The sequence below is a fragment of the Polynucleobacter sp. AP-Capit-er-40B-B4 genome, assembly GCF_018882245.1.
GTDB lineage: Bacteria > Pseudomonadota > Gammaproteobacteria > Burkholderiales > Burkholderiaceae > Polynucleobacter.
The window spans coordinates 237,432-262,619 of sequence record NZ_JACVOV010000002.1 but is presented as its reverse complement, the minus strand read 5'-3'; the positions used below and the strand labels follow the sequence as shown (position 1 = coordinate 262,619).

Annotated in this window: 29 protein-coding genes; 15 read left to right on the top strand and 14 right to left on the bottom strand. The window is 44.0% G+C overall.

Annotated features, from left to right (window positions below; all coding sequences use genetic code 11):
- Positions 1-10 precede the first annotated feature (10 nt).
- The 4 genes from ICN19_RS06355 to ICN19_RS06340 form a co-directional block, all read right to left on the bottom strand.
- Positions 11-583, bottom strand: coding sequence for a histidine phosphatase family protein (locus ICN19_RS06355; RefSeq protein ID WP_216246290.1), 573 nt, complete (start codon positions 581-583; stop codon positions 11-13).
- 112 nt (positions 584-695) lie between these two features.
- Positions 696-1,085 (bottom strand): dihydroneopterin aldolase, encoded by a 390-nt coding sequence (locus tag ICN19_RS06350; RefSeq protein WP_216246288.1) that lies wholly within the window; start codon positions 1,083-1,085, stop codon positions 696-698.
- Positions 1,086-1,096: 11 nt separating this feature from the next.
- Complete coding sequence (locus ICN19_RS06345) at positions 1,097-2,113, bottom strand: NAD(P)/FAD-dependent oxidoreductase (RefSeq protein WP_216246282.1); 1,017 nt, start codon at positions 2,111-2,113, stop codon at positions 1,097-1,099.
- Complete coding sequence (locus tag ICN19_RS06340; RefSeq protein WP_216246281.1) at positions 2,103-2,732, bottom strand: alpha-ketoglutarate-dependent dioxygenase AlkB; 630 nt, start codon at positions 2,730-2,732, stop codon at positions 2,103-2,105. The genes ICN19_RS06345 and ICN19_RS06340 overlap by 11 nt, the downstream gene beginning before the upstream one ends.
- 127 nt (positions 2,733-2,859) lie before the next feature.
- Between ICN19_RS06340 and ICN19_RS06335 the strand changes: the two genes are divergently transcribed.
- Positions 2,860-3,039, top strand: a complete 180-nt coding sequence (locus ICN19_RS06335) for a hypothetical protein (protein ID WP_216246280.1) — start codon at positions 2,860-2,862, stop codon at positions 3,037-3,039.
- Between the two features lie 315 nt (positions 3,040-3,354).
- On the opposite strand, the gene ICN19_RS06330 is transcribed toward ICN19_RS06335, so the two are convergent.
- The 3 genes from ICN19_RS06330 to ICN19_RS06320 are packed head-to-tail and all read right to left on the bottom strand — an operon-like array spanning position 3,355 to position 5,260.
- Positions 3,355-3,732, bottom strand: coding sequence for a DUF4149 domain-containing protein (locus tag ICN19_RS06330; RefSeq protein WP_216246279.1), 378 nt, complete (start codon positions 3,730-3,732; stop codon positions 3,355-3,357).
- Between the two features lie 18 nt (positions 3,733-3,750).
- Positions 3,751-4,611, bottom strand: coding sequence for an oxygenase MpaB family protein (locus ICN19_RS06325; RefSeq protein WP_216246278.1), 861 nt, complete (start codon positions 4,609-4,611; stop codon positions 3,751-3,753).
- A gap of 4 nt (positions 4,612-4,615) precedes the next feature.
- On the bottom strand, positions 4,616-5,260 hold the full coding sequence (locus ICN19_RS06320) for an LON peptidase substrate-binding domain-containing protein (RefSeq protein WP_216246277.1): 645 nt from the start codon (positions 5,258-5,260) through the stop codon (positions 4,616-4,618).
- A 135-nt stretch (positions 5,261-5,395) separates the two neighbouring features.
- On the opposite strand from ICN19_RS06320, the gene ICN19_RS06315 reads away from it, so the two are divergent.
- From ICN19_RS06315 to ICN19_RS06295, 5 genes are all read left to right on the top strand, one after another.
- A complete protein-coding gene (locus ICN19_RS06315) occupies positions 5,396-5,542 on the top strand; it encodes a hypothetical protein (protein WP_161484718.1) in 147 nt (48 codons plus the stop codon).
- Between the two features lie 25 nt (positions 5,543-5,567).
- A complete protein-coding gene (locus ICN19_RS06310; protein WP_216246276.1) occupies positions 5,568-5,996 on the top strand; it encodes a DUF2244 domain-containing protein in 429 nt (142 codons plus the stop codon).
- 572 nt (positions 5,997-6,568) lie between these two features.
- Positions 6,569-7,138, top strand: a complete 570-nt coding sequence (locus ICN19_RS06305; protein ID WP_216246275.1) for an Rrf2 family transcriptional regulator — start codon at positions 6,569-6,571, stop codon at positions 7,136-7,138.
- Positions 7,139-7,197: 59 nt separating this feature from the next.
- Positions 7,198-8,592, top strand: coding sequence for a 3'-5' exonuclease family protein (locus tag ICN19_RS06300; RefSeq protein ID WP_216246274.1), 1,395 nt, complete (start codon positions 7,198-7,200; stop codon positions 8,590-8,592).
- Positions 8,593-8,600: 8 nt separating this feature from the next.
- On the top strand, positions 8,601-9,860 hold the full coding sequence (locus ICN19_RS06295; protein WP_216246273.1) for a DASH family cryptochrome: 1,260 nt from the start codon (positions 8,601-8,603) through the stop codon (positions 9,858-9,860).
- Between the two features lie 23 nt (positions 9,861-9,883).
- Here the strand turns inward: ICN19_RS06295 and ICN19_RS06290 are convergent, their stop codons facing one another.
- Positions 9,884-10,579 (bottom strand): SDR family NAD(P)-dependent oxidoreductase, encoded by a 696-nt coding sequence (locus ICN19_RS06290; RefSeq protein ID WP_216246272.1) that lies wholly within the window; start codon positions 10,577-10,579, stop codon positions 9,884-9,886.
- A 151-nt stretch (positions 10,580-10,730) separates the two neighbouring features.
- On the opposite strand from ICN19_RS06290, the gene ICN19_RS06285 reads away from it, so the two are divergent.
- The 4 genes from ICN19_RS06285 to ICN19_RS06270 all read left to right on the top strand — a co-directional run bounded on the left by ICN19_RS06285 (position 10,731) and on the right by ICN19_RS06270 (position 15,212).
- Entirely contained in the window at positions 10,731-11,384 is a 654-nt protein-coding gene (locus ICN19_RS06285) for a cupin domain-containing protein (protein WP_216246271.1), read from the top strand.
- 93 nt (positions 11,385-11,477) lie between these two features.
- Entirely contained in the window at positions 11,478-13,673 is a 2,196-nt protein-coding gene (locus tag ICN19_RS06280) for an OsmC domain/YcaO domain-containing protein (protein ID WP_216246270.1), read from the top strand.
- Positions 13,674-13,706: 33 nt separating this feature from the next.
- Complete coding sequence (locus ICN19_RS06275) at positions 13,707-14,402, top strand: nitroreductase (RefSeq protein WP_216246269.1); 696 nt, start codon at positions 13,707-13,709, stop codon at positions 14,400-14,402.
- Between the two features lie 234 nt (positions 14,403-14,636).
- A complete protein-coding gene (locus tag ICN19_RS06270; protein WP_216212273.1) occupies positions 14,637-15,212 on the top strand; it encodes a phasin family protein in 576 nt (191 codons plus the stop codon).
- A 71-nt stretch (positions 15,213-15,283) separates the two neighbouring features.
- Here the strand turns inward: ICN19_RS06270 and ICN19_RS06265 are convergent, their stop codons facing one another.
- From ICN19_RS06265 to ahpC, 3 genes are all read right to left on the bottom strand, one after another.
- Positions 15,284-15,919 carry an NAD(P)H-dependent oxidoreductase gene (locus tag ICN19_RS06265; RefSeq protein ID WP_216246268.1) on the bottom strand — a complete coding sequence of 212 codons (636 nt, stop codon included), beginning with the start codon at positions 15,917-15,919 and terminating at the stop codon, positions 15,284-15,286.
- A gap of 142 nt (positions 15,920-16,061) precedes the next feature.
- Positions 16,062-17,639, bottom strand: coding sequence for an alkyl hydroperoxide reductase subunit F (ahpF, locus tag ICN19_RS06260; RefSeq protein WP_216246267.1), 1,578 nt, complete (start codon positions 17,637-17,639; stop codon positions 16,062-16,064).
- A 99-nt stretch (positions 17,640-17,738) separates the two neighbouring features.
- Complete coding sequence (gene ahpC, locus ICN19_RS06255; protein WP_216246266.1) at positions 17,739-18,302, bottom strand: alkyl hydroperoxide reductase subunit C; 564 nt, start codon at positions 18,300-18,302, stop codon at positions 17,739-17,741.
- Positions 18,303-18,551: 249 nt separating this feature from the next.
- Here ahpC and ICN19_RS06250 point away from each other — a divergent pair, with 249 nt between their 5' ends.
- Together ICN19_RS06250 and ICN19_RS06245 are read left to right on the top strand one after the other, a co-directional pair.
- Positions 18,552-19,379, top strand: a complete 828-nt coding sequence (locus ICN19_RS06250) for a hypothetical protein (RefSeq protein ID WP_216246265.1) — start codon at positions 18,552-18,554, stop codon at positions 19,377-19,379.
- A 51-nt stretch (positions 19,380-19,430) separates the two neighbouring features.
- On the top strand, positions 19,431-21,137 hold the full coding sequence (locus ICN19_RS06245) for an amidohydrolase (RefSeq protein WP_216246264.1): 1,707 nt from the start codon (positions 19,431-19,433) through the stop codon (positions 21,135-21,137).
- 90 nt (positions 21,138-21,227) lie between these two features.
- On the opposite strand, the gene ICN19_RS06240 is transcribed toward ICN19_RS06245, so the two are convergent.
- Positions 21,228-21,905: a DUF1345 domain-containing protein gene (locus tag ICN19_RS06240; protein ID WP_216246263.1), complete on the bottom strand. Its 678-nt coding sequence runs from the start codon at positions 21,903-21,905 to the stop codon at positions 21,228-21,230.
- Between the two features lie 424 nt (positions 21,906-22,329).
- On the opposite strand from ICN19_RS06240, the gene ICN19_RS06235 reads away from it, so the two are divergent.
- A complete protein-coding gene (locus ICN19_RS06235; protein ID WP_216246262.1) occupies positions 22,330-22,881 on the top strand; it encodes a phasin family protein in 552 nt (183 codons plus the stop codon).
- 18 nt (positions 22,882-22,899) lie between these two features.
- Here ICN19_RS06235 and ICN19_RS06230 read toward each other — a convergent pair whose 3' ends face one another.
- Together ICN19_RS06230 and ICN19_RS06225 are read right to left on the bottom strand one after the other, a co-directional pair.
- On the bottom strand, positions 22,900-23,799 hold the full coding sequence (locus ICN19_RS06230; protein WP_216246261.1) for a histone deacetylase: 900 nt from the start codon (positions 23,797-23,799) through the stop codon (positions 22,900-22,902).
- Positions 23,796-24,170, bottom strand: coding sequence for a DUF2237 family protein (locus ICN19_RS06225; RefSeq protein WP_068324675.1), 375 nt, complete (start codon positions 24,168-24,170; stop codon positions 23,796-23,798). Before ICN19_RS06225 ends, ICN19_RS06230 begins: the two co-directional genes overlap by 4 nt.
- Before the next feature lie 61 nt (positions 24,171-24,231).
- Between ICN19_RS06225 and ICN19_RS06220 the strand changes: the two genes are divergently transcribed.
- Together ICN19_RS06220 and ICN19_RS06215 are read left to right on the top strand one after the other, a co-directional pair.
- Positions 24,232-24,642 (top strand): thiol-disulfide oxidoreductase DCC family protein, encoded by a 411-nt coding sequence (locus ICN19_RS06220; RefSeq protein ID WP_216246260.1) that lies wholly within the window; start codon positions 24,232-24,234, stop codon positions 24,640-24,642.
- On the top strand, positions 24,639-25,187 hold the full coding sequence (locus ICN19_RS06215) for a chalcone isomerase family protein (RefSeq protein ID WP_216246259.1): 549 nt from the start codon (positions 24,639-24,641) through the stop codon (positions 25,185-25,187). The genes ICN19_RS06220 and ICN19_RS06215 overlap by 4 nt, the downstream gene beginning before the upstream one ends.
- The last annotated feature ends 1 nt before the right edge of the window (position 25,188 follow it).

Sequence of the window (25,188 nt, the reverse complement as noted above, 5' to 3'; positions counted from 1 at the left end):
GAGAAAAACACTAAAAGCTTGGACTTGGGTAGATTTGTTGAGATAAGAACTTGCCATTCTTATCTACTTTGGCTAGAACCATATCTCCAACGTTCACTACTTTGCCGGTGAAGGCTTGGATATTTACATGGTGTGTGACCAAGATGATGGGCATCTTGGGATTTTCATTTAGCTGAGCCTGAATAAGTTTTTCTAGATTTCGGGTTTGCTCTTTTTCCATACTCATATCATCAAAGAAAGAGCCAAGAGCGGGAGTGATGGTAACTTGCCCCTTGTTTAGTAGTTTTGCAGTGTCAATGCAGCGACACCAGGGGCTACTCATCACTTTTGCGGAGGTAATTCCTTGGTTGGTCAACCATTGGCCTATCAGTATTGCCTGCTTCTTGCCTCGATCACCCAGATTTCTTTGGGTAGAGCACTTATCTAGTTGATAGCCTGCTGGATCTCCATAGCCAGGTGCATCAGCATGGCGCATCAGTAAAACATACTGTCCATCGCTAAGGCTGCTTACAAGATTTGCGCTTGCTGGCATGGCGACGATAGTAAGTAATGCACTTATAAAAAACGTGAAGATAATTTTCATGATGTTTACTTTAAGGGGAATCGCTTAAGATGGCAGGTATATGAAATTGATTCGAAAAATTAGAGCGCTTTACGATGAAATTTTAAGTTTCATACGAGCTAATTTACGGTAGTCAGCTCTTATCCCTCATGTTCCTGAGGACGGCATTATCTAAAGAGAGTCGAACCCCTAGCGAACCAGATCCTGCGCTAACAGGCAGTTTTCTGAGGCTAATTTCAAGAGACTCAATTTCGGGGTATTTAGAGCAGGCTTGAGCGATTCGAGTCATCAGTCTTTCTTGCGTTTCATAATGACCATCGCCTGCTAATCGATCAATCTCAATGACTAAGGGGTCATAGTCAAATACATTTTCCATGACATCTTCTGCGATAAGGACTAATTTTGGGTCTATCCAAAGAGTTAAGTCGAGAAGATGCTGTTTTGGAACAATGGCGCCCGGGCCATAGGTCCCGATTTGCGTTTGTAGCTTGAGATCTTTTAATTCAATGCACGCTATATTCATCTTTTTTCTCTTTAAGTGATGGATTTCTTTTGAAGTGTTTCAATTTGGGAGGCTAGTTCATAGCCACTCAGCCAGGCACCCTCGACTCTTCCCCCGTAAAGCCAATCACCACAAAATCCTAACTTAAGATCTTGATTCATGATGGGGTCTGATGCGGGATTAACGTGACCGCTTGCATAACGCCAGCGATGTATAGAGATTTCACAGCTACTAAAATCTAGACCTAGTTTTTTTGCGCAATCTAGAATCAGTTCTGCCGCTGCCTCCTTATCTAACTCAATCGATTCCTGGCTCCATTGAGGATTGGCATGAATTGTCCAGACTTCACGGCCGATACGATTCGGCTTAGAGTTGTTCCTAGAAATCCAACCAATGATCTCATTATTGACAAACGCAGCATCAAAATCGGTATTGAGATTTTGATCAGGACTAACTATCACGGTCCAACAGCCCTGCATATTGGCATTTGATACCAAACCCTTAATTTTCAAGTCTATTTGTTGTGTGAGGACCAATGCTTGAGGCGCAGGTAGCGCTAAAATAAGCCAGTCAAATTGTTTCTGAATGTCGCCTCCCTCTACGCTGTGCAGTGACCATTTACCTTTTTTAAAGGCAATATGAACAATAGTTTGATTGAGCTGGATGGAGAGATTTCTGGCCAAGAATTTACCAGGAGCAGTCATATTGGGGATCCCAACATAGCGATTTTCAGAGGTAATGCTGTTGTGCCATTGACCTTCTTTAAAAACTTTTAGACGTGGATGCCAGATACTCGCTGCTTTACTCTGAATCCAGTGATTAAGTTCTTCAATGAAAAGGGGATCTCTTGCTGTGAAATATTGGGCTCCATGGTCTGCATTCCAACCATCTCCATTGCGAGTGCTCATGCGTCCACTAACCCCACGACTTTTCTCATAGACCTCAACCTCAAACCCAAGTTTTTGTAGACGAGTAGCGCAGCTGAGGCCAGAAATGCCTGCGCCGATGATGGCAACACTGATCTGCTTTGAGTGGGCTTTACTGGTCATTAGGAATAATGCTTCTGAAGGTCAGATTAATTCGAGGCTCATCAATCTTTTTGGTTTTAAGTAGGGCATGGTGCCAATACTCCTGAGTAGGAGCATGCATGATGAGAGCGCTACCATTTTCTAACAAAATAGAATGTGTTGTTTTGTCTTTCTTGTGTCGAAAAGCAAACTTTCGTGTGGCGCCAAGACTCAGAGAGGCAATAGGTGATTTTGTATCTAATTCTTTTTCATCATCGCTATGCCAGCCCATGCCATCAAGGCCATCATGATAGAGATTGAGTAGACAGGAATTAAATCTGGACTGTGTGAGACTCTCTAGCTGATCCTTAATCCGGAGAAGGTCGGAAGTCCATTTTTGGGCTCGCCTCTTTATTCCGGAATAAGTGTAGTCACATTTAGGGTCGCCTATCCAAATTACTTTGCGACGAGTGGTTACCACTTTACCTAACATAAATAATCGATCTTCTTCCCAAGATGGCAACTCTAAGAGGTGTGTCATTAATTTAGCGCTACTGAGATGGCTTATAAACTCAGGGTAGTAATGGGCAACCCCATCCTTAGGCAATAGGTTCTGCCTAGACGGCATTAGATCCGCGTGAAATAAGGAGGTTTGGTTCATCTGAGGGGGTTGAGGGCAAGCGCTAAATGAATAAAAACTCTAGAATAGCGTTAATTCCTATTTGTGTTGTGGCGGCCATCAGGACCAAAACGAGTTAAACAATATTTCTTCTCTTAACAAAGGCTTGATGATGAAATCTCCAGATAAGCGATGCTGTGGATCAGGCGTCTGCATTATTAATGATGCTGGTGAGTGTTGGTGCGGCCAAGTTTGGGATGGTGAAAAAATGGCAGCTCCTAGTCTGAATTTGCAGTCAGCTAAAGACAAAAGCCCAGTAACGAATTCTGATGAGCCTAAGTCTGAGTAGTGGAGCTGGGCTTAAGACAAGCTTTGCTAGCTGAATCTTCTGCAGATTTAAGCCATTTAGGTGATTTACTGCCCTTACTCAATTCATCTAATTGCGTGGAGCTAAGATTACTCGCGAGTTGTTTCGCAGTGCATTCGCAATATGCTCGGAAATCATTTGGGGTGATCTCCTTAATCTTCTGATGTGCCTGAACCTGGCTTTTAATACAGCTTTCTACATAGCTTGGGTTCAAAAATTTGCCTGCATTGGTCTGAGCGCTGACCGGGCCTGAAATGGCTATTGATAGCAAGGTGAGAGTGAGCACATATCGTGTTTTCATGATGAGATCACTAAAAGATAGATAAAAGAAATGAGCTGGAATAGGTTGATGACAACGCTGGCGCCATGAAGCAGATGAAACTGTCTATTTTGACCGCTATCCTTAGCGTGATTAATTTTTCCGGTGAGATAAAGCAGAGTAAAAGCAAATAGTGCCGCGCAGATTGCAAGCAATAATTTTTTAAATGAGTCTTGCTCGGTAAAGATGCAAATTAGGGTGATGAGGCCTAGGGTAGCGTAATACTTCGGAAAAAAGTTTCTAACATATTTGCTTGACCATTCCATTGGTAAAACTTTAAAAACGGTTGGCGCAACAACTACTGTAAAAAACAGCATGATGCCAACCATGCCGGATAAGAGGTAATTAGTCATCATGTTCACTTTCTAAAAATATTATCCATAAACTCTACGCAGAGAGTGGGCAGCCACCCCATCTTTTAGGGCTTCACGCACAGGGTATGCGATAAGGTCGATACTCTTTTGAACTGCAAGGCGCTCTAGATAAGTGGGCGTTGGTTTTTTGATAATCGGGTACACCCAGTCAGGAAGATTCAGAAATCCTGCGCGACTAATGAGCTTGATAAAGGGTTTAGCGGTCAGATTACTTGGGAAATGATCGAGCAAATCAATAATGCTCTTTGCTCGGTCGCCAAAATGGAGCTCTGGTATGTAGGCTTTAATGGCGCACTCAGTCTCCGCATAATTATTTGGAATGCCGGTGGCACCCATTCTTTCGCCAAGAGATTTCATTTCTAAAAAATATTGATCTTTCTCTTTTGGGCTTAATTTTTCTTTTCGATAAACCTCAAAAGAGCTCATGAAGCTGCGAGTCTCTGTGAGATGCACCCAGGATAGCAAATGTGGATCGGTAGCCGAGTAGGGTTTACCAAATTCATCTAGGCCAGTAATTTTGGTATGAATCTGATTAACCTTCTGAATAATGTTATCCGCCATATCAGTTGGACCATAAGTGGTGGCGGCAATAAAAAAGGCCGTTCTACCCAGGCGACCTTTTAAGTCCTCCCTAAAAGAGGAGTGGTCCCAAACTCCGGCCAAGGCTTGTGGATGCAGAGCTTGCAAAATCAATGAGCTGATGCCACCAATCATCATGGAAATAAAGTCTGCATGCACCTTCCAGGCTATTGATTCAGGGCCAAATAAACCACGATCACCTTTTGGCACTAAGAACGCTACTGGTGGACCGCTTCCACCCACCATTTCTCGAATCGTTTTCCGAATCAGCTCATCCAGCATGGGCTTAGTGCATCTTCAGATTTCTTAAATCATCATCCTCAATGATTTCAGTAATAAGATCGAGTCTAATCCGTGGATTGGTTTGGCCTAAGAGGTGATTTTTCTGTGCAAGAGAGATTGGCAAGAGTTCGGCTAGGCGATTGGAGACCCAGCCGCAATCATCGGTCTTAAAGGGTTTCTTGAAAGGGGCATCGCCTAGCAAATCTTCACTCTGAATGACTGAAATAATCTCATTGAGTAATTTAGCGACGCCTTGATGTTCTTTGGGAATGGGCATGAGTGGATCTTTATCCAGCAGCTCCACTTCACCAACCCAAAGGCCATTATTTTGTTGGGTGCTATTTAGTAACTTAAAGCGCTGCGTCCCACATGATTTAGTCATGTACAGGGCGGGCTGCACAGGATCAAAGTCTTCGATCAACGCTAGGGTACCAATGCTGGCAAAAGTAGGGGGTTCGCTCTCATTGTCGTTATTGGTATTTTTGATGATGCTAACCACGCCAAACTCAGTCTTCTCGCGCAAACATTGCTTAATCATGTCAAGGTAGCGAGCTTCAAAAATTTTAAGGGCGATCACGCCGTCTGGGAAAAGTACTGTACCCAGGGGAAATAATGGGATTTTGCGTGGGGTGGGGTTGGATTCAGTCATGGATTCAATGTAATGGATTTGAATACTTTTTGCTGATGACCACTTCGCTACTGAAATCCCCCCATGTTTGCATCCACGGCCAGCAATAAACGCAATTTCCGTTTACATTAGACGTTCAATTCTTGGAGACCCAAAATGGTACAAAAACTACGCATCAAGCTTGCCCGCTGGATATTAGGAAAGCATTGCCCGTGCTATCAAATGGGCTACCACAGCATGGTGGACTTTCAGCAAAGAAGCGCTGATCAGTTGGCAAAAGCCCAAGAGCGAAAAAACAAGTAATTCATCTCCTGTAATCAGACTTGGCATGAAGATTTGGCAAATGCGAAGAAACTGCGCGCTGACTCCAAAGCAGCTGCTGCAGTTTTATATCGCTTTGGTATGCCTCTCCTTTGTGGTCGCAATCGGCTTTCTTTTGGCGGGAGTCTGGGTCATTCCGATTTTTACGATTGTTGAGATTGGTGCAGTAACGATCGGATTTTTGATTTATTGCCGACATGCGCTTGATAGCGAAACAATCGAGATCGATGGTAAACGCCTGATTGTTAAAAAGTTTATTGGCTACAAAGAAAAGATTTATGAATTCAATACTCAGTGGGCAAAAATAGAAATCCCTCTTGAGGATGCAAAAACCTTCTTTATTAGCCAATCAAACTTACGCGTAGAGATTGGCCAATTTATCAGGCAAGAACAGCAGTTGCCGCTCATTGCCGCAGTAAGGCGCTACCTAGGATGAGCGGGGCTTACTAAGGCGCCACGCCATTAATCCACTGCAAATTATCTGAGTGATTACCAAGGCAAAGGTCAGTCCATTCAAAATCGCAAAATAACTAGCAAATGGTGATAGCGCTACGGGCATACCATCTAGTAAAGCCGTCTCTCGCAAGTAATCCATGCGGGGTATCAGCAGAAAGCTGCTGACTGCGGTGACTAAGATCAGCAAAAGAGCGGGAATACGAATTACCCTGAGGCCATGCTGTCCTCTTTTGATAAGAACATTGGCAAGGCTTAAGGTTATAAAGGTGCAGCCCAATAAGTAATAAGACAAATGCTGTATCAGTATGTGCGCTAACATACCTGCCGCTTGTGAATCGCCAATGAACAAATAGGCGCTTAAGCAGCTAAAAAATTGCGCAATGATTACTCCCAACAATAGGTAGGAGATGAATCGCAAAAATCGATTAGCAAATTGATATTGGTCTTGAGTACATTCAACCATGGGCTAAATAGGGTTAAGAAGTGCGCTGCAGCAAAAAGTTGGAATCAGTCTGATACTAGACCTAATCTAACATCTTTGCTAAGTTCAAAATGGACCTCACTAAAGCAGCAAAAGCGGCTCTCAATACTCTGGTAGACATAGCTAGCCACTCGGTTAACGGCCAGCCGGTACCCGTTCCTGAGTTGGCCAAGAGGCAAAACTTATCAATTAGCCGTATTGAGCTTTTATTGCGCCCCCTAAGAGAATCGGGGTTTGTAAAAGGCACCAAAGGCCGCAGAGGTGGATATGTGCTTTCTCAAGACCCTGGCTTGATTACGATAAAAGATATCGTGCTTGCCATGAATCTCATTAAAAAGCGTAAGGTGGAGTTATCCGATATTGCCAAGGAGCTTTACCAATCCTTAGAGGCTTACATGCTTAGTTGTATGGCCAACGTCACCTTGGCATCTACTATCAAGGATTACGTTCCCAGCTTTAGCGATGTCAAAAAAGCGCCCGAGCGAACTGCTTACGCCCCTCTTGATCCTGAGAAGGAGAAAAGACAAAAGGGTGAGGTTCAAAAAGTGGTGAAGGCGCAGTTTAAAAAAGTGGAAGAGGTCCCGCGTGGGCCTAATTCTGTATTTGATTTTGCAAACTTTCTGGATCGCAGCCCAAGTTAAAGCTTAGGTTGAAAAAAAAGGGGGGGCTAGTATCCCCCATTGCCTGATTCTCTAATGTTATGAATAAGCAATCGATCAACTATCCAGGGCTTGCTTTTGTTGATATTGAGACAACTGGTTCGAATTTTGACAGAGATCGCATTGCAGAAATAGGCATTAAAACGCTTTCTAATAACGGAGTTGCTGTCTGGGAGAGCTTAATCAACCCCCATGTCTATATTCCGCAAAATATTCAAAGACTCACTGGGATCTCCCCACAAATGGTGTCTGACAAACCTGGATTTGAAGAAATAGCCAGAGACCTAAAGGCTGAGCTCGAGGGTAAGATATTTGTTGCCCACAATGCGCGCTTCGATTATGGATTTATTAAGGCCTCTTTTAAAAGAATAGGCTTGGATTTCAAGCCCAAAGTCTTGTGTACCGTCAAACTCTCAAGACTCCTATTTCCCAACCAAGCTCGTCACAATCTAGACACCATCATTCGTGAGCATGGTTTGACTGTCAGCGCAAGACATAGGGCACTTGGCGATGCAGACTTACTTTTTCAGTTTTGGCAAATATGCGAAAGAGCGGTTGGTAAGGAGCGCTTGTTAGAAGCTCTTAATCAGTTAATTGGAAATGCAAGCCTGCCACCGAACATCGATCAGGAATTAATTGACTCAATACCTGATGCTCCTGGGTGCTATATCTTTTATGGAGAAAATAGAACCCCTTTATATATTGGAAAGAGTATTTCCCTGCGCAGCAGGGTGATGGGACATTTTCAAGGGTCGTTAACGCAGCGCAAGGAAATGAAATTATCTTTGCAGGTGAGAGACATTGACTGGATTGAAACGAGTGGAGAGCTGGGAGCTTTAATATTGGAGTCTAAGCTTATTAAAGAGCGTATGCCCAGTATGAATATAAAGCTTCGTCGATCAAGAGATCTTTGTGCTTGGAGCCTAGATAAAGATGCTAATGGGGCACTAAAGCCAACGCTTGTGAACCACAAAGATCTCATGCCCGGTCTTCAAGATAATCTTTTTGGTTTGTTTTACAACAAAAGAGAGGCTAATTCCTATCTAAAGGCGATTGCAAAAAAATATCGCTTATGCGAGGTATTACTGGGGCTTGAGAAAGCGGTTGATGGAAAAGCCTGCTTTGGATATCAAGTGAAGCAATGTGGTGGCGCATGCATTGGCATCATGCCTACTGAAATGCATAATCTGCAATTAAGGACGGCAATGGAGTTATATAGGGTGCAGGCTTGGCCTTACAAGGGCCCAATAGCCATCAAAGACAATGGAGAAATGATTGTTTTGGATAAATGGTGCTACTTGGGTACTGCCATTAATGAGGATGAGTTGACTGAAATCAAAGGTGCTGGCGATGCTGAATTCGATCTTGATATTTATAAGATCGTTAAAAAAGCACTAGCCGGACAATATCAAAACCAAGTGATTCATCTTAGTTAAGAAGCGCCATGTCTACCATCGTCTATTGGTTTAGGAATGATCTTCGCTTGGAAGATAACCCCGGTTTTAAAGAAGCATGCGCATCGGCTAAGCATCTTTTACCAATCTATATTCATCCGGCTAGCAATGATGATTTAACCAGCTGGGGATTTCCTCGATTTGCTAATCACTCTAGAGAATTTTTACAGCAATCGTTAGATGAGCTTCGTCATCAATTAATTGCTAGGGGCTCTAATTTGCTAGAGCTCAGTGGCGAGCCATCAAAGGTTTTTCAATCACTAAGAGAGCAAGTGTCATTTGACTCTATATATTGCGAGCAAATCCAAGCTCCAGAGGAACTTGCAGAGGTAGATGTAATTAAGAATCTGGGTTTCAATACCAGGCAATTTTGGCAATCAAGCATGCTTGATCCCAAGGACTTGCCATTTGATTTGCGGGAGATGCCGGATGTATTTACCAAATTCCGCCAGGAGGTTGAGCGTGGAAATCTTTCCTATGTGGAGCCGATTTCTATCCCGGCTCACATTCCTCTATTGCCGCTGATGAGTATTGCGACTAATCCAAAGGAAGGTTTATTTCCCAAGCAAGTCCAATCTCCTTTTAATGGTGGAGAGCTGAGTGCTTTAGCCCATTTAGATCGGTACTTTGAGCGTCGCTTGCCAGATACCTACAAGCAAAATCGTAATCAATTGACCGGTATGGACTATTCCAGTAAGTTTTCTCCATGGTTGGCCTTTGGCTGTTGCTCGGCAAGAACAATCGTGCAGAAGCTAAAAAATTATGAGTCAACATACGGCGCTAATGACGGAACTTATTGGCTGTGGTTTGAATTATTGTGGAGAGACTATTTCCGTTTTCTACATTTTAAGTATGGAGGCAAACTTTATCGACCTCAAGGTTTGATTGATAAAGAGCTCAATAGCTTTGATAAAAAGAAATTTCAGCAATGGATTTCTGGTTGCACAGGTGAGAACTTTATTGACGCTGGCATGCGCGAGCTCCAACAAACCGGATTTTTATCCAATCGTATGCGTCAAGTGGTAGCAAGCTATTGGATTTACGACATGAAAGGCGATTGGCGCGCTGGCGCTGCTTGGTTTGAATCTCAGTTGGTTGACTATGATGTGTATAGCAACCAGGGTAATTGGTTATACATAGCGGGAAGAGGTACTGATCCACGCGGAGGGCGCCCATTTAATGTGAAGAAGCAAGCTCAGGATCATGATCCTGATGGCGCTTATCGATCAAAGTGGTTAAATGCGCCCTAAAGTTTAAAAAAGCGTTTATTCCATTACCAAGGCAGCTTTTCACCCGAATAAGTCAGAAAGCTTCCCGTGTCTTCTTTTTGAAGATGTTCGATCACATTAAACATCTCAGCTGCAGCTTGATCTGCAGGCCTACCAATCTGCTCACCACGAAATGGCTTTGAGAGTCTAGAGTTCACAGTGCCGGGATGCATTGCGATTAATGCAGTATTGGGTTTTGTGCGTCCCCATTCGATCGATGTTGTCTTCACCAACATATTGAGTGCAGCCTTTGAGGCGCGATAGCTGTACCAGCCACCAAGACGGTTATCTTCAATGCTGCCTACTTTTGCTGACAGAGTCACCATGATGCTATTTTTGGGATCAAGTAGTTTTGAAAAGTAACGAATCGTTAGTGCTGGCCCAATTGCATTGATTGTCATGAGTTCCATGAGCTGCTCCGCATTGAGGTCATCTACTCTTTTTTCAGGCATCCACTGATTCGTGTGCAAAACCCCGATGGTATTAATGATGAGTTGAAAGGGTTCCGCATGAGAAAGTGCTATTGCGCAGGATTCAATGGATTCCAGATTTTGATAATCAATCGGAAATTCAGAATTGCGATGGATTCCTATAACCTCTAAGCATGCGGGGTTAGCTTTTAAGAGATCCATAAAAGCAGAGCCTATGGTTCCGGAGGAGCCAATAACTAGTGCGCGAAAGGGGTTGGGAAGTAGGCTCATGTTGCTCTGTTGAGAAAATTCTGTAAATGGGGTGGATTGAAGAGACTTTAGCGCAGATCGCGTATGAGCGTACGCGGCAAAATTCTCATTCAAGCAAGCTCGGCATTTGCTTGCTATGCTTGCTCCTGTTTATAGATCAGAAATGCAATAAGTGAATATCCACTCCGATTACAGTAAGAGAGTTGTCATTAACCACCATGACCTACCTTGGGTTCCTAGCCCAGAGCCAGGGGTCGAGAGGCGCATGCTTGATCGCATGGGTGATGAGGTGGCAAAGGCAACCTCAATTGTTCGCTATAAACCGGGATCCAAATTTCAAATGCATACCCATGAATTTGGTGAAGAGATATTCGTTTTAGATGGCGTCTTTAGTGACGAGACAGGTGATTACCCTGCTGGTACTTATATGATGAATCCGCCTGGATCTTCGCATGCGCCATTCAGCCAGTCTGGCTGTACTCTGTTTGTAAAGTTGCGACACCTTGGCCCAGATCAAGTCGAGCGAGAGATAGTCAACACAAAAACTGCCCCTTGGTTTCAGGGAATGGTTCCCGGCCTCAATGTCATGCCGTTAATGACGCAGGGTAGCGGATCGACTTTAGTGCGATGGGCGCCTCAAACCTATTTCAATCCACACAAGCATTATGGTGGCGAAGAAATTTTTGTGGTGGATGGCGTATTTGAAGATGAGCATGGGCGCTACCCGGCTGGCTCTTGGATTAGAAGTCCTCATATGAGCCTGCATCAGCCCTTTAGTAAAGAAGGCTGCACTATTTTTGTAAAGACTGGTCATTTACTGGGCTGATTTCAGAGTCTTGATCTGGCTGCTGCGCTTGAATGGCATTGCGATGGATAATGGTGCTCACATCATTATTTGCACTATTTTGGAATCATTCCCATGGAAATTAAGGTCAATTTTCTCGACAAGCTGCGTCTTGAAGCGAAGTTCGATGACTTTACGGTAATTGCCGATCAACCCATTCGATACAAGGGTGATGGATCTGCGCCAGGACCATTTGATTATTTCTTGGCTTCATCAGCGTTGTGCGCTGCTTACTTTGTGAAGCTGTACTGCGAGACTCGTAATTTATCTACTGAGAATATTCGCCTCTCGCAAAATAATATTGTTGATCCAGAGAATCGCTATAAACAGATCTTTAAGATTCAAGTTGAATTGCCAGCAGATATTTCTGCTACAGACCGCCAAGGTATCTTGCGTTCTATCGAGCGCTGCACAGTTAAGAAAGTAGTGCAGGAAGGACCTGATTTTGTTATTGAAGAGGTCGCAAATCTAGACGCCGATGCACAGAGTCTGCTGACCCTAAAACCAAATGCAGGAGCTAGTACACATATTGTTGGTAAAGATCTTCCTTTGGAAGAAACGATTGCCAATATGTCAGCATTGCTCGCAAACCTCGGCATCAAGATTGAAATTGCCTCATGGCGCAATCTCATCCCTAATGTGTGGTCTTTGCATGTACGTGATGCACATTCACCAATGTGCTTTACCAACGGCAAAGGCTCAACGAAAGAGAGTGCACTGGCGTCGGCCTTGGGTGAGTACATCGAGCGTTTGAGTAATAACCATTTTTATGCAGGCGCTTACTGGGGTGAGGACATCGCTAATGCAGCGTTTGTGCATTACCCGAATGAGCGCTGGTTTACGCCTGTTAAGAAAGATGTATTGCCGACAGAAATTCTGGATGAGTACTGTCTAAAAATCTATAACCCAGACGGTGAGTTGCGCGCATCCCATTTGGTGGACACCAATTCTGGAAATGCACAGCGCGGTATCTGTTCATTGCCTTATGTGCGTCAATCCGATGGCAAGACAGTCTACTTTCCGTCGAACTTGATTGAAAATCTCTTTGTGAGTAATGGTATGAGTGCAGGTAATACGCTTGCCGAAGCCCAAGTTCAGTGTCTATCAGAAATCTTTGAGAGAGCAGTCAAGCGAGAAATTCTGGAAAGTGAGATTGCGCTTCCAGATGTGCCTCAGGAAGTGCTAGCTAGATATCCCGGTATTCTGGCTGGCATTCAAAGTCTAGAAGAGCAGGGCTTCCCAGTCTTGGTAAAGGATGCATCGCTTGGCGGTATCTACCCAGTGATGTGTGTCACTTTAATGAATCCACGCACGGGTGGTGTGTTTGCCTCTTTTGGTGCGCATCCCAGCTTAGAAGTTGCTCTAGAACGGAGTCTGACGGAGTTATTGCAGGGCCGTAGCTTAGAAGGTCTTAATGATTTACCCCCGCCCACCTTTTCCAGTGAAGCAGTGACCGAACCTAATAACTTTGTTGAGCACTTTATTGATTCCAGTGGGATCGTATCGTGGCGCTTCTTCAGTGCAAAGTCTGATTATCAATTCGTAGATTGGGATTTCTCGAGCAAGGGTGAAGATTCGAATGTAAAAGAAGCCGAAACTTTATTTGGCATCCTCAAAGAGCTCGGTAAAGAGGTTTATGTAGCGGTATATGACGAGTTAGGGGCAACTGCCTGCCGAATTTTGGTGCCGGGATATTCTGAGGTCTACCCAATCGAAGATCTTGTATGGGATAACACTAACAAAGCATTGTTATTCCGTGAGGATATCCTGAATTTATCTCGTTTGGATGATGCACGCTTAGCATCCCTGCTCGAGCGCTTAGAAAATAATGAGCTTGATGAGTATGGCGATATCGCTACGCTCATTGGAATAGAGTTTGATGAGAATACCGTTTGGGGTCAGTTAACGGTGCTTGAATTAAAGCTACTGATTCAACTCGCTTTAAAACAGTATGAAGAGGCGCATGACTTAGTTGGCGCCTTTCTGCAGTACAACGACAATACGGTCGAGCGCAAATTGTTTTACCAAGCAATGGATGCGGCCCTGGAAGTCTTGCTAGATGATGAGCTTGAAATGGCTGATTACGAAGTGAACTTCCGCCGGATGTATGGCGATGCGCGTATGGATGCCGTGCTTGGCTCTATCGATGGCAGCGTTCGCTTCTTCGGATTAATGCCAACGAGTATGCAGCTAGAGGGGCTTGATAGGCACCATCGCCTAATTGACAGCTATAGAAAGCTGCATCAGGCGCGGGCCAAGAAGAGTCTTTAAGTTATCAATATATTTAATCTTCAAAGGTCAGTAATGAAAGCATTAACCCCGGCTGAGGCAATTACATCTCGCATGTCAGTGCGTGCATTCACAAAAGAGGGTGTTTCAAAAGAAGTCATTCTCAAGCTACTCAATATCTCTGCTCGCGCACCTTCTGGCACCAATACGCAACCTTGGAAAACTTATGTCATAGAAGGGACTGCTCTCAAGGATCTATGTGAAAAAGTCTGTGCAGCGTATGACAGTATTGCTGCCAATCCCGAGTTGGCAAAAGAATATCAACCTGCTTATGAGTATTACCCTGCTAAATGGTTTAGTCCCTACATCGATAGGCGTCGTGAAAATGGTTGGGGCTTATATGGATTACTAGGAATTACTAAGGGCGATAAAGACAAGATGCATGCACAGCATCGCAAAAACTTTGAAGCATTTGGTGCTCCCGTATGTCTATTTTTCACAATCGACAAGGAGCTTGGTAGAGGCTCAATGCTTGACTATGGCATGTTCTTACAAAACATCATGGTCGCCGCAAGAGGTGAGGGTTTGGATACATGCCCGCAAGCCGCCTGGAATGATTACGCAAAGATCATCTTGCCCGCTATTGGCGCTCAGGAGAATGAGATGCTTGTGTGCGGTATGGCACTTGGCTATGCAGATAAAAACGCCTTAGTGAATACCTTTCACACCCCCAGAGTTGCCGCTGAAGAATTTACTACCTGGGTTAAATAGAGGTATTTTGCTCAGAAGTTTGCGCCCCTGCTGGCAATTTCTGCCTAATTATTAGGCATTTAAATCTAAAGAGCTTATATCTAAGTTATTGATATACCTCATTTAAAGCCTTGAAATGCGGTTTAGTAAAAAATATGTTGCTTTGCAACAAAAATATCTTGCTTTTGGAAAATGTGGCTCTTAAAATGGTGCATCGCAATAAAAAAACACAATTAACTAAAGTTAGGATAAATCATGTTTCAAACTCAATTAAACGATCAATTTGCTAATGCACAAGCTAAAGCAATCGAAAACGCTAAACATTTGGCACAAGTTGCTGTTGAAAGCGCTCAAGAGTTAGCTGAAATCAACCAAGCTGCTGCTAAAGATGCTTTAGTTGTTGCTCAAGATGCAAGCTCACAATTGTTAGCAATCAAAGATCCACAACAATTGGCTAAATTAGCTCAGCCAGAAGCTGCTCAAGAAGCTGCTAAATACGCTGCTGCTTACCAAGCTAAAGTAAACCAAGTAGTTCGTAACGGTAACAAAGAAGTTGCTCAAGTAGTTGACGCTTCTATTGATGACGCACGTGCTGATTTGGTTAAGTTTGTTAAAGAAGCTACTAAGACAGCTCCTGCTGGTTCTGAGGCGTTTGTTTCTGCATTCAAAACTGCATTTGAGTCTTCACTCCAACAGTTCGACCAAGTTCGCGCATCTGCAACTGACGCATTTGCTAACTTTGAGAAGAGTGTTGATGCTGCTATGGCAAACATTCAAGGTCAATACGCTGTTGCTAAGCCAGCTGCTAAAAGCCGTAAAGCTTCTGCTTAATTAGCTGATTAGTTTTAGTGTTAAAAAAAGCCACCTTCGGGTGGCTTTTGTTTTTCCAGGAATGAGATTGCTTATTCGATCCAAGTAATAAAACTTTCCTTGGGTTTTCTGACTTTTTTCAGGTTCATCAACCAATCCTCATCTGCTTTTCTATAGCCCAGTGGCAGCATGACAACGCTACGCAAGCCCTTTGCTTTGAGATTGAGAATTTCATCAAGAGCTGCAGCATCAAATCCTTCCATTGGTGTGGAATCCACTTGTTCGTAAGCAGCGGCAATGAGTGCCGTCCCTAATCCAATGTAGGCTTGCTTTGCTGCATGGGTGTAGTTGGTTTCAGCATCACGAGCTGTATAGCCACTGAGTAGCTTTTGACGATAGATGTCACCAGCTTCACTTTTGAAGTTGCGAATCTTCTCGGTCATATCAAATGCTTGATTAATGCGATCTGCTGTGTAGGTATCCCAGGCTGCAAAAACCAGCAAATGAGAAGAGTCGACAATTTGAGATTGATCCCAAGCAATCGCTTTAATCTTTTCGCGAATAGCTTTATTGGTAATGACAAGTACCTCATATGGCTGTAATCCGCTCGAGCTAGCAGTGAGGCGAATGGCTTCTAGAATTTGTTCAACCTTCTCCAGGGGTACGGATTTTGTGGAGTCCATTTTTTTAGTTGCGTAACGCCACTGTAATTTGTCAATTAAGCTCATTCTGATTCCTCGGGGATGTGTAAATACAAAAAGATGCTTCAGTGTAATTTATATCTAGATAGTTTGAATATGCGGTAATTCATTTGTATGTAAAAAGGGGTCCGTAGACCCCTTTATTTTCCTGCGGATACTCTAGATCCCATTAAGCAGCTACCGCCTCTTCGGGCTCGGTAACCGATGAGCGAATCAAGTAATCAAATGCTCCGAGAGAAGCTTTGGCACCTTCGCCCATGGCGATGATGATTTGCTTATAGGGAACTGTCGTGCAATCACCTGCTGCAAATACGCCAGGCAAGGAAGTTTCGCCTTTTGCATCGACAATGACCTCACCGTGTTTTGACAACTCGATAGTGCCTTTGAGCCAATCTGTATTTGGCAGTAAGCCGATTTGCACAAAGATGCCTTCAAGCTCAAGCGTATGCTCGGAATTATTGGTGCGATCTTGGTAGCGCAAGCCATTGACCTTGCCACCTGCACCCAATACTTCCTTGGTAAGGGCGCTCATGATGACGGTTACATTTGGCAGGCTAGCCATTTTCTTCTGAAGCACTGCGTCAGCACGTAATTTACTATCAAACTCAATCAAGGTGACGTGACTCACGATGCCGGCCAAATCAATTGCAGCTTCAACGCCAGAGTTACCGCCGCCAATGACAGCAACACGCTTGCCTTTAAATAAAGGGCCGTCGCAGTGAGGGCAGTACGCTACACCTTTGCCACGATATTCTTGTTCGCCAGGAACATTCATCTCTCTCCAGCGGGCACCAGTACTCAAAATCACGGATTTGCTCTTAAGCACCGCACCATTAACTAACTCCACTTCGAGACCATTGGCAGTTCTACGCAATGCATTGGCACGTTGCAAATTCATAATGTCGACTTCGTAGCTCTTTACGTGTTGCTCAAGCGCTTGAACCAATTTAGGTCCCTCAGTCTCTTTAACTGAGATGAAGTTTTCAATGCCCATGGTATCCATGACCTGACCACCAAAGCGCTCTGCCACGATGCCGGTGCGGATGCCTTTGCGTGCTGCATAAATTGCTGCTGCGGAACCAGCAGGCCCACCGCCGATGACTAAAACGTCATACGGATCTTTGGCGGAGAGTTTTGCGGCCTCTTCTTTAGGGCTTGCGGTATCGAGCTTAGCCACAATCTCTTCAACACTCATGCGACCTTGGCCAAACACTTCACCATTCAAGATCACAGTTGGTACCGCCATAATTTGGAATTGATCTACCAATTCTTGATAGAGGGCGCCGTCAACCATTTCATGTGTGACATTTGGGTTCAGGGCTGCCATGAGATTGAGTACTTGCACAACGTCAGGGCAGTTATGGCATGACAAAGAAATAAAAGTCTGGAAGCTGAGCTTGCTATCAAGCTTGATGATGCGATCAATGATCGCTTGCTCTACTTTTGCTGGATAGCCGCTAGCTTGCAAAATAGCCAATATGAATGAGGTCATTTCATGGCCCATTGGCAGTCCTGCAAAGGTAATGCGCGCTTCTTGATCGAGCTTGCTTACAGTGAAGCTAGGAGTATGCGTAGCTTTACCATCTGTTTTGACGGTAATCTTGTCAGACTGCTCAGCCACTTCATTTAAAAGTTCAAGCATCTGCTGTGAACTGTCGCTGTCGTCTAGGCTGGCCACGAGAACGATAGGGCTAACAATCTTTTCAAAATACACTTTTAACTGAGATTTGATATTGGTATCGAGCATGGTAATTTCCTTGGGTAATTTTTTAGGTGAGTCTATTGGGCAGGATCTTGTCCTCTCCAATAGACTCTCCGAAGAGAGTCTATTGATTGGAGCTTCAGCTTAGATCTTGCCTACGAGATCCAAAGAAGGAGTCAATGTTGCTGCGCCTTCTTTCCACTTAGCTGGGCATACTTCGCCTGGGTGTGCAGCTGTGTACTGTGCAGCTTTGAGCTTGCGCAATGTTTCAGAAATGTCACGTGCGATTTCGTTAGAGTGAATTTCTGCAGTCTTGATCACACCTTCTGGGTTGATGATGAATGTTCCACGCAATGCCAAACCAGCTTCAGGAATATGAACGCCAAATGCATTGGTCAATGTGTGTGTTGGATCGCCAACGAGTGGGAACTTTGCTTTACCAACAGCAGGGGATGTCTCATGCCAAACTTTATGTGAGAAGTGTGTATCAGTTGTCACGATATACACTTCAGCACCCATCTTTTGGAATTCAGCATAGTTCTCAGCCGCATCTTCAATTTCTGTTGGGCAGTTGAATGTAAATGCTGCTGGCATAAAAATCAGAACAGACCAATGACCTTTGAGGGTTTCGTCAGTGATGGTTACAAACTTGCCGTTGTGGAAGGCTTCAGTTTTAAATGGTTGAACTGCGGTATTGATAATGGACATCTGTGCTCCTTGTTTTGGTTAATCAATCTTTTTAGTAGCTAATGCAACTGGATGAATTTTGAACCTCAGTTGTTTATTTGTCTAATGAATAAATTTGATATTTATGATCGAATTATTAGATAAACAACTATTGGCGCCATATTAGCTGTTTAAAGGCTTAAATCAGGCTTTTGAACAGCCCCGCTTGTCTATAATCGTCCTCAAGATTGGGCTACTTAGCCTCATCCACCCTATTCCAATAGAGCTTTTATGAAGAAAAAAATCCTTGCGTCAATCTTATCCGTATCGGCAGTCTTGACTACCGTTAGTGTTGCTTATGCTGATCAAGGTTTATCGCCCCTTCCTAAGATTGCAGATGAGTGGCGCTTTGAGGTGACCCCATATTTATGGTCATCAGGCATTTCTTCAACACTCTTTTATAACGATCGCTATATCAATACTGCCAATCTTTCATCATCGGATGTGCTCGGAAATCTGAAGTCTGGTGGGATGATTGCCGCAGAGGCGCACTTCGGTAAATGGGGTATCTTCGGCGATCTCGTATCTGCAACTTTGCAAACGACAGGTAATTCAAATATTTCCGTGCAGCCACCTCAATTGGGTGGGGCAGCAGTGCCGGTGAATGCCGCAAACAAAGTAACACTGCAACAAAATATTATTACTGGAGCGGCAACCTACACCGTTCTCAATAATCAGAATATTTATGTGGATGGATTATTGGGTGCGCGTGGCATTATGGCAACGGCTACTGTCTCAGCAGATTTGTCTGCATATGGATATTCAAAAGGTTTGGTTGACTCTAAATCTGTCTCCACTCTTGATCCTATTGTTGGTTTTAAAGGCCGCTATCGCATTGCAGATTCCGCTTGGTATATCCCCTTCTATGCAGATATCGGCGGGGGTGGTGGCACTACCAATATGACTTGGCAGGGTATTCTTGGTGTGGGTAAAACATTTGAAAACTGGGTAGACGTATCGCTTGCCTACCGCACCATGTACTACGATATGAAGGGCGATGGCCTGCTGCAAAAAACGACATTTAAAGGCCCGCAGCTGGCTGCAACGTTTAAGTTTTAAATACGCAGACTACTCATTCTGAGTTAATCAATAGAGCACCAGGATAAGAATATGAAATTCGCACCAAAACTACTTTCTGCATTATTAATGGTGCAATGCGTAGTCACTTTTGCTAAAGGTAATGCGGATACGATTTTTTATGGCGGTCCCATTGTTACCGTGAATTCTAAGAATGAAGAAGTTCAAGCGCTTGCAGTGCAAAACGGCAAGATTGTTGCAGTCGGTACAAAAGATGTCGTTACCAAGGAATGGCAGACTGAATCTACTAAGGTGGTTGATTTAAAAGGTCAAACTTTGATGCCGGGATTTGTGGAGCCCCATGTGCATATTCTGGTGACTTCAGTATTTGAAGGCTTGGGTTTGAATTTGAGCAACTTTACTTTGCCGTATGACACCAAAGAAACATTGATCAAGAAAATGAAGGCTGCCCTCAAAGATGTCCCTACTGGTGGCTGGCTATTTGGTTTTGGTGTTGACCCATCACGCACCACACCATTTATGGCCGAACTCACTGCGGATGATTTGGATACAGTTTCTAAAGATGTTCCGATCTTTATCGTGAATCAATCTGGTCATATTGGTTATGTAAATCACAAGGCTTTGGAGTTAGCTGGCGTTACTGATAAAACACCAAATCCTCCTGGTGGCGGTATCTACGTGAAGGATGCTAAAGGCAAGCTCACGGGCAAATTGGTAGAGCCACCTTCTTACTTGCCATTTATGACAAAAATGCCAGCTCCTACTGAGGCTCAATTATTTGGCGCCATTCAAGGCACTATGAAGAAAATTGCCTCAACAGGCGTCACTACTGCTTCTGAAATGAGTGTTGGCGGCAATTTTGGCGTTGATAAAGAAGTGGCAATTTATAAGGCTATATTTGCTAAAGATGCAGCACCTATTCGGGTGCGGGGATATTTGTTTAGCCAGGCTTTGCCCACAGGCAAAACCTCTGTTAAGCCAAATGAGGGCGATGACAAATTGCGTTTTATTGGCATTAAATATATTTCAGACGGCTCTACTCAAGGTCTAACAGCTGCTTTAAATGCGCCATATACCTACCCAACAAATTCCAAATGGAGCGGGGCGCTGAACTATAAAGATGCCGAAATTTATGCTTCTATGAAGGGGTTCTTTGATCAAGGTTGGCAAATTTCTACGCACTCCAATGGAGATAAGGCGATTGATCAAACTTTAGCGAGCTATACAAAACTGTTGTCTGACAATCCCAAGCCTCAAGATCGTCGATTACGCATGGAGCATTTCACAGTTAATACTGAGGCTCAAGTAAAGCAAGCGGCTAAGTTAGGAGTAGTGCCTAGCTTTACTATTGGTCACGTAGATTATTGGGGCGCTGCATTTAATGATCATATTATCGGGCCAGAGCGCGCTAAGCGTATAGATCCAGCTGGTGACTTCAAACGTGCTGGCGGTAAATTTACTTTACATAGTGATTCACCTGTTTCGAATGTCGGTCCTTTAAATTACGTCAGCGAAGAAGTAACGCGCTTATGGCAGTTGCCGCCACAAAAGGTATTGGGGCCAGATCAAGCGGTATCGGTTGATGATGCACTCCGTGCCATCACCATTGATGCTGCTTATCAAATCTTTGCAGACAATATCGTCGGTAGCTTAGAGGTTGGCAAGCAAGCTGACTTAGTGATCTTGGAAAAGAACCCACGCCAAACTGCGCCAGCTGATATTCGCAACATTAAAGTAAAAGGCACATGGATTGATGGCAAGCCAGTTAGCTTGCAATAAATCGCACTTAATTGTTATCGGTATTTAATAAAAATACTCGCATCAGCGAGTATTTTTATTTCCCCATCCCATGATTAGGGAAAACTAAGTCTATGTAAACGCCACAACACCTGCAATGAGATTAATTGCTAGTGCAAGCAGGGAAGCATTGAAAACAAAAGCAGTCATTCCCTGAATCATAACTAAAAACCGGATTCTGGAGCTGGCAATATTGACGTCAGCAGTCTGGCATGTCATGCCAATCACCATGGAAAAGTAAAGAAAGTCTACATAAGTAGGTCTTTGCTTGCCCGCAAATAGCATGGGGGCTTCTTTAGTTTTCTCAAACTCTTGATAGTAGGCGTGAGCGTAATGCAGGGCAAAAGCTGTATGTATAAATAACCAAGAGATCGCATATGTGCCCAGCACTAAGCAAACATGACGAATTGCCAAGTGAATAGGAAGAGTTTTGATGCCCGAGAGAATAATCACGATAGTGATCAGGCTTGCAGCTGCTGCCAAAATAATGATGAGCAGGATGATTGCAGCGCCATCATCTTCTTTCTTTGCAAGCCCCAAGATATTTTCTTGGGTTGAAAAGAACATCATGATGTAAGTAAGGGCTAGGTAAAGACTTCCGGCTAGCGCCCAAGAGAGGGCTAGACTAATAGTGGATGACGAGCTAGGGGAGAGTAGGGCAAATGCCCCAAATCCAGCAATTGCAACAATAATCAGCCTTGATATGGCGCTGATATGGTGCCAGTGTTGTGTCCAGTGTGTCGCTTTCATAGTGGTTCTAGTATGCACTTAAAATAAAGTCAGCAAGCCGCCAGATCACACTTTGCTGCGATTAAATTGTGATGGACAATGCAAAAAGCTTAATCAAGTAAAGGGATATAGTGCGATCAAATATCAGAAGTTGGAGTCTAGTGGCGGGAGCGCTGATTATCTTGGGCGCCTGCATTTTTGCCTATCTCTCTACAAGGCCTGCTGAGGGTGATGTAGCAAGTTTGATCAACATACTTACCTTTGCTGTTTTTCAGACTACATAAGTCAACGTTTTCTCAAATCACCCCAGCCATGATGCTTAAAAGTCTGGCGATACCTGGGGGCTGTCTTTCTGCAGGGAATTCTATCTACTGGTATTTCTCTATAGAAACCCATCCGCAGGAGAGTAGATTGGTAGCTGACACTACCCATCTGAAAGGTTGATATGAGCAAGAAACCATTTGATATGAAGGCGATTCCAGGGCAACAGAGCGCTGTTGATGCAACCAGGGCCGCAGGACGTGTGGCGATGGAAAGTGCTCAGGCCATTGCGCAGATCAATCAGCAAGCTACACAAGAGTTAGCCGCAATGGTTCAGAAGCGGGTGTCTGAGTTAATGAAAACTCAAGATCCTAGATCTGCTTTCGAGTATGTACATGCTGAAGTATTGCAGGATGCAGCTAAAGAGATTACTCAATATCACAATCAGCTATTGCAAGTATTAAAGAGTGGCAATCAAGAGCTGGCAGATATTGCTGAAACGATGATTCAAGAATCTAAAGCAGACTTGATTCACTTTGTAAATGAGGCCACTGATAACGCACCAGTTGGTAGCGAGGCTTATGTATCCGTATTTAAAACATCTTTTAATAATGCGCTGCAGAATTTTGAATTGATTAGAGCCGCAATGGCTGACTCATTTACCAATTTCGAGAAGAGCGTTGAGAATGTCAGCAATCTTGCCAGTCAAAAAGCCCCCTCAAAAAAGAAGGGCTAAGTATTTAATGTTGAAGATTTAATATTGTTTTTGAAATTGCAGGGCGGTTTTGATGGTCTGAAAATGAATATCCACGGTAGATTCAATTTCTTTGCCGTAGCCGCCCGCCATTGAGAATGCAATAGGCAGTTGCCGATCTAGTGCGTACTGAAATACCATTTCATCTCGCAAACGCATCCCATCCCTACTGATGTCCAGCCTTCCGAGTCGATCGCCCTCATGTGGGTCGGCGCCAGCCAAGAAAATGAGGCAATCTGCCTTAAAGCGTGAATCCAGTTGATCAAGAGCTGTACTCAATGAGTGTAAATAAACTTCATCATTGCAGCCATCAGCCATACCCACATCCAAATCACTTTGCTCTTTTTTAAACGGGAAATTATTTTCCCCGTGAATAGATAGAGTGAAGATGGAATCGTCATTTTGTAGAATCGCTGCAGTACCGTTTCCCTGGTGAACATCTAAATCAATCACAGCAACTTTTAAGGCTGGGTTAATTTCTTTTTGCAGGGTGCGTGCTGCGATAGCGGAATCATTAAATACACAAAATCCACTTCCAGTATCGCGATAGGCATGATGAGTGCCTCCAGCTAGATTGGCGGCGATACCTTCTTGCAAAGCTGTTTTGGCGGCAGCAACAGTGGCACCTGCTGAACGTCGTGAGCGCTCAACCATTTGAGCGCTCCAGGGGAAACCAATTTCTCTTTGCTCTTGTGCTGAAAGCGTCCCACCAATAACTTTGATGAGGTAGCTTGGATCATGTGCATACAAAATTTGTGTATCTGTTGCTGACGGCGCTTCAACTAACTCAATACCTGCTTGTGAACCCACTAAATCTCGTAAGCGTGAGTACTTCTCCATTGGGAAGCGATGTCCTGCCGGTAGCGGCAATACAAAATGGTCGGTATAAAAAGCCTTCAAACTTCTCTCGCGTATTCCTTGAGGATATTCATCGGCACTGTTTCTAGTGCCTTAATGTGTGTACTTTCTAGCTTGATATAAGGAGCACAATTGGCGTTTAATGCCTCAACCCAGCGATTGATGCATAAGCACCATTGGTCGCCCGCAAGCAAGCCAGGAAATCGATATTCTGGTCTGGGGGTAATAAGATCGTTCCCCTTTTGTAGGCTAAATTGCAAAAAAGCATCTGTCACGATGGCGCATACCAAATGACTGCCTACATCTTCTTCGTTGGTTTTGCAGCAACCATCTCTAAAAAAACCTGTTAGGGGGTCAAAGGAGCAGGGAATCAGCGGCTCTCCAAATACATTCAGCGCAATCTCATTTTGCATAACAGCCTTAATAGTATTAGTGCCAACCAGTTTATTGAATAAGCCGTAAACTTGCTGAACCATGACTCAACTAGAGAAACTCACTTTGTTCTACGATGGCGCTTGCCCACTATGTCAGGCGGAGATTCTTTTTTTGTCAGGACGCAATCAGGCTAATTTATTAGATTTTGTTGATATCAATTCTGAGCAGTTTGACCCTCAAAAAGTGGGCGTGTCATGTGAGGCTGCTCTAGCTGCTATGTATGGTCAATTTGCTAGCGGTAAATTGATTCAGGGTGTGGGTGTATTTCCTGAAGCATATCGCCGTGCGGATTTGCCGCGCCTTGCCTGGTTATTTTCAAGAAAGTCCTTGCAGCCATTCCTAAAATTAGGGTATCTATTTTTTGCTAAGAATAGACATGCAATTTCTAGCCTTTTTGGGCCGGCTGCACTTCGTTTGGTGAAGTCCAAATCAGGAGCGATCTCTTCATGAAGAAAATGCCATTATTTCTGGCGCTGACTTTTTTGGCAGTGTTCCTATCAAATAGCTTTGCTCGCGAGCCAATTGAACTGCCCCCCAATATAAGTGCTGCAAAATTGCAGGGCAGTGGCAGACTCACTTGGTTTGGTCTCCATGTATATGATGCTGCGTTTTATCGGGTTGGCTCACTTTCTTCTCCTGATTTCGCATTGAATTTACGCTATCAAAAATCTTTTTCTGGGGCTTCTATTGCTAATCGCAGCGCTGAAGAGATGAAGCGTATTGGGGTGCCAGAGGCTCAGGCAGCGCTTTGGGGAAAAGAGTTAACTGCTTTCTTGCCAAATGTAGAGTCTGGGCAAACGCTCACAGCAATCTATTCTCCTAAGCAAGGAACTACTTTCTATCACGACGGTAAGCAAATTGCACAGGTACCTGGGATTGAATTTTCAAAAGCATTTTTTGGGATCTGGCTTGACCCAAAAACAAGTGCCCCTAAGTTGCGGACTGAGTTGCTTGGACAGTCTTGTCCTCCGCCTATTTTTAATGAGGCTTGTTAAT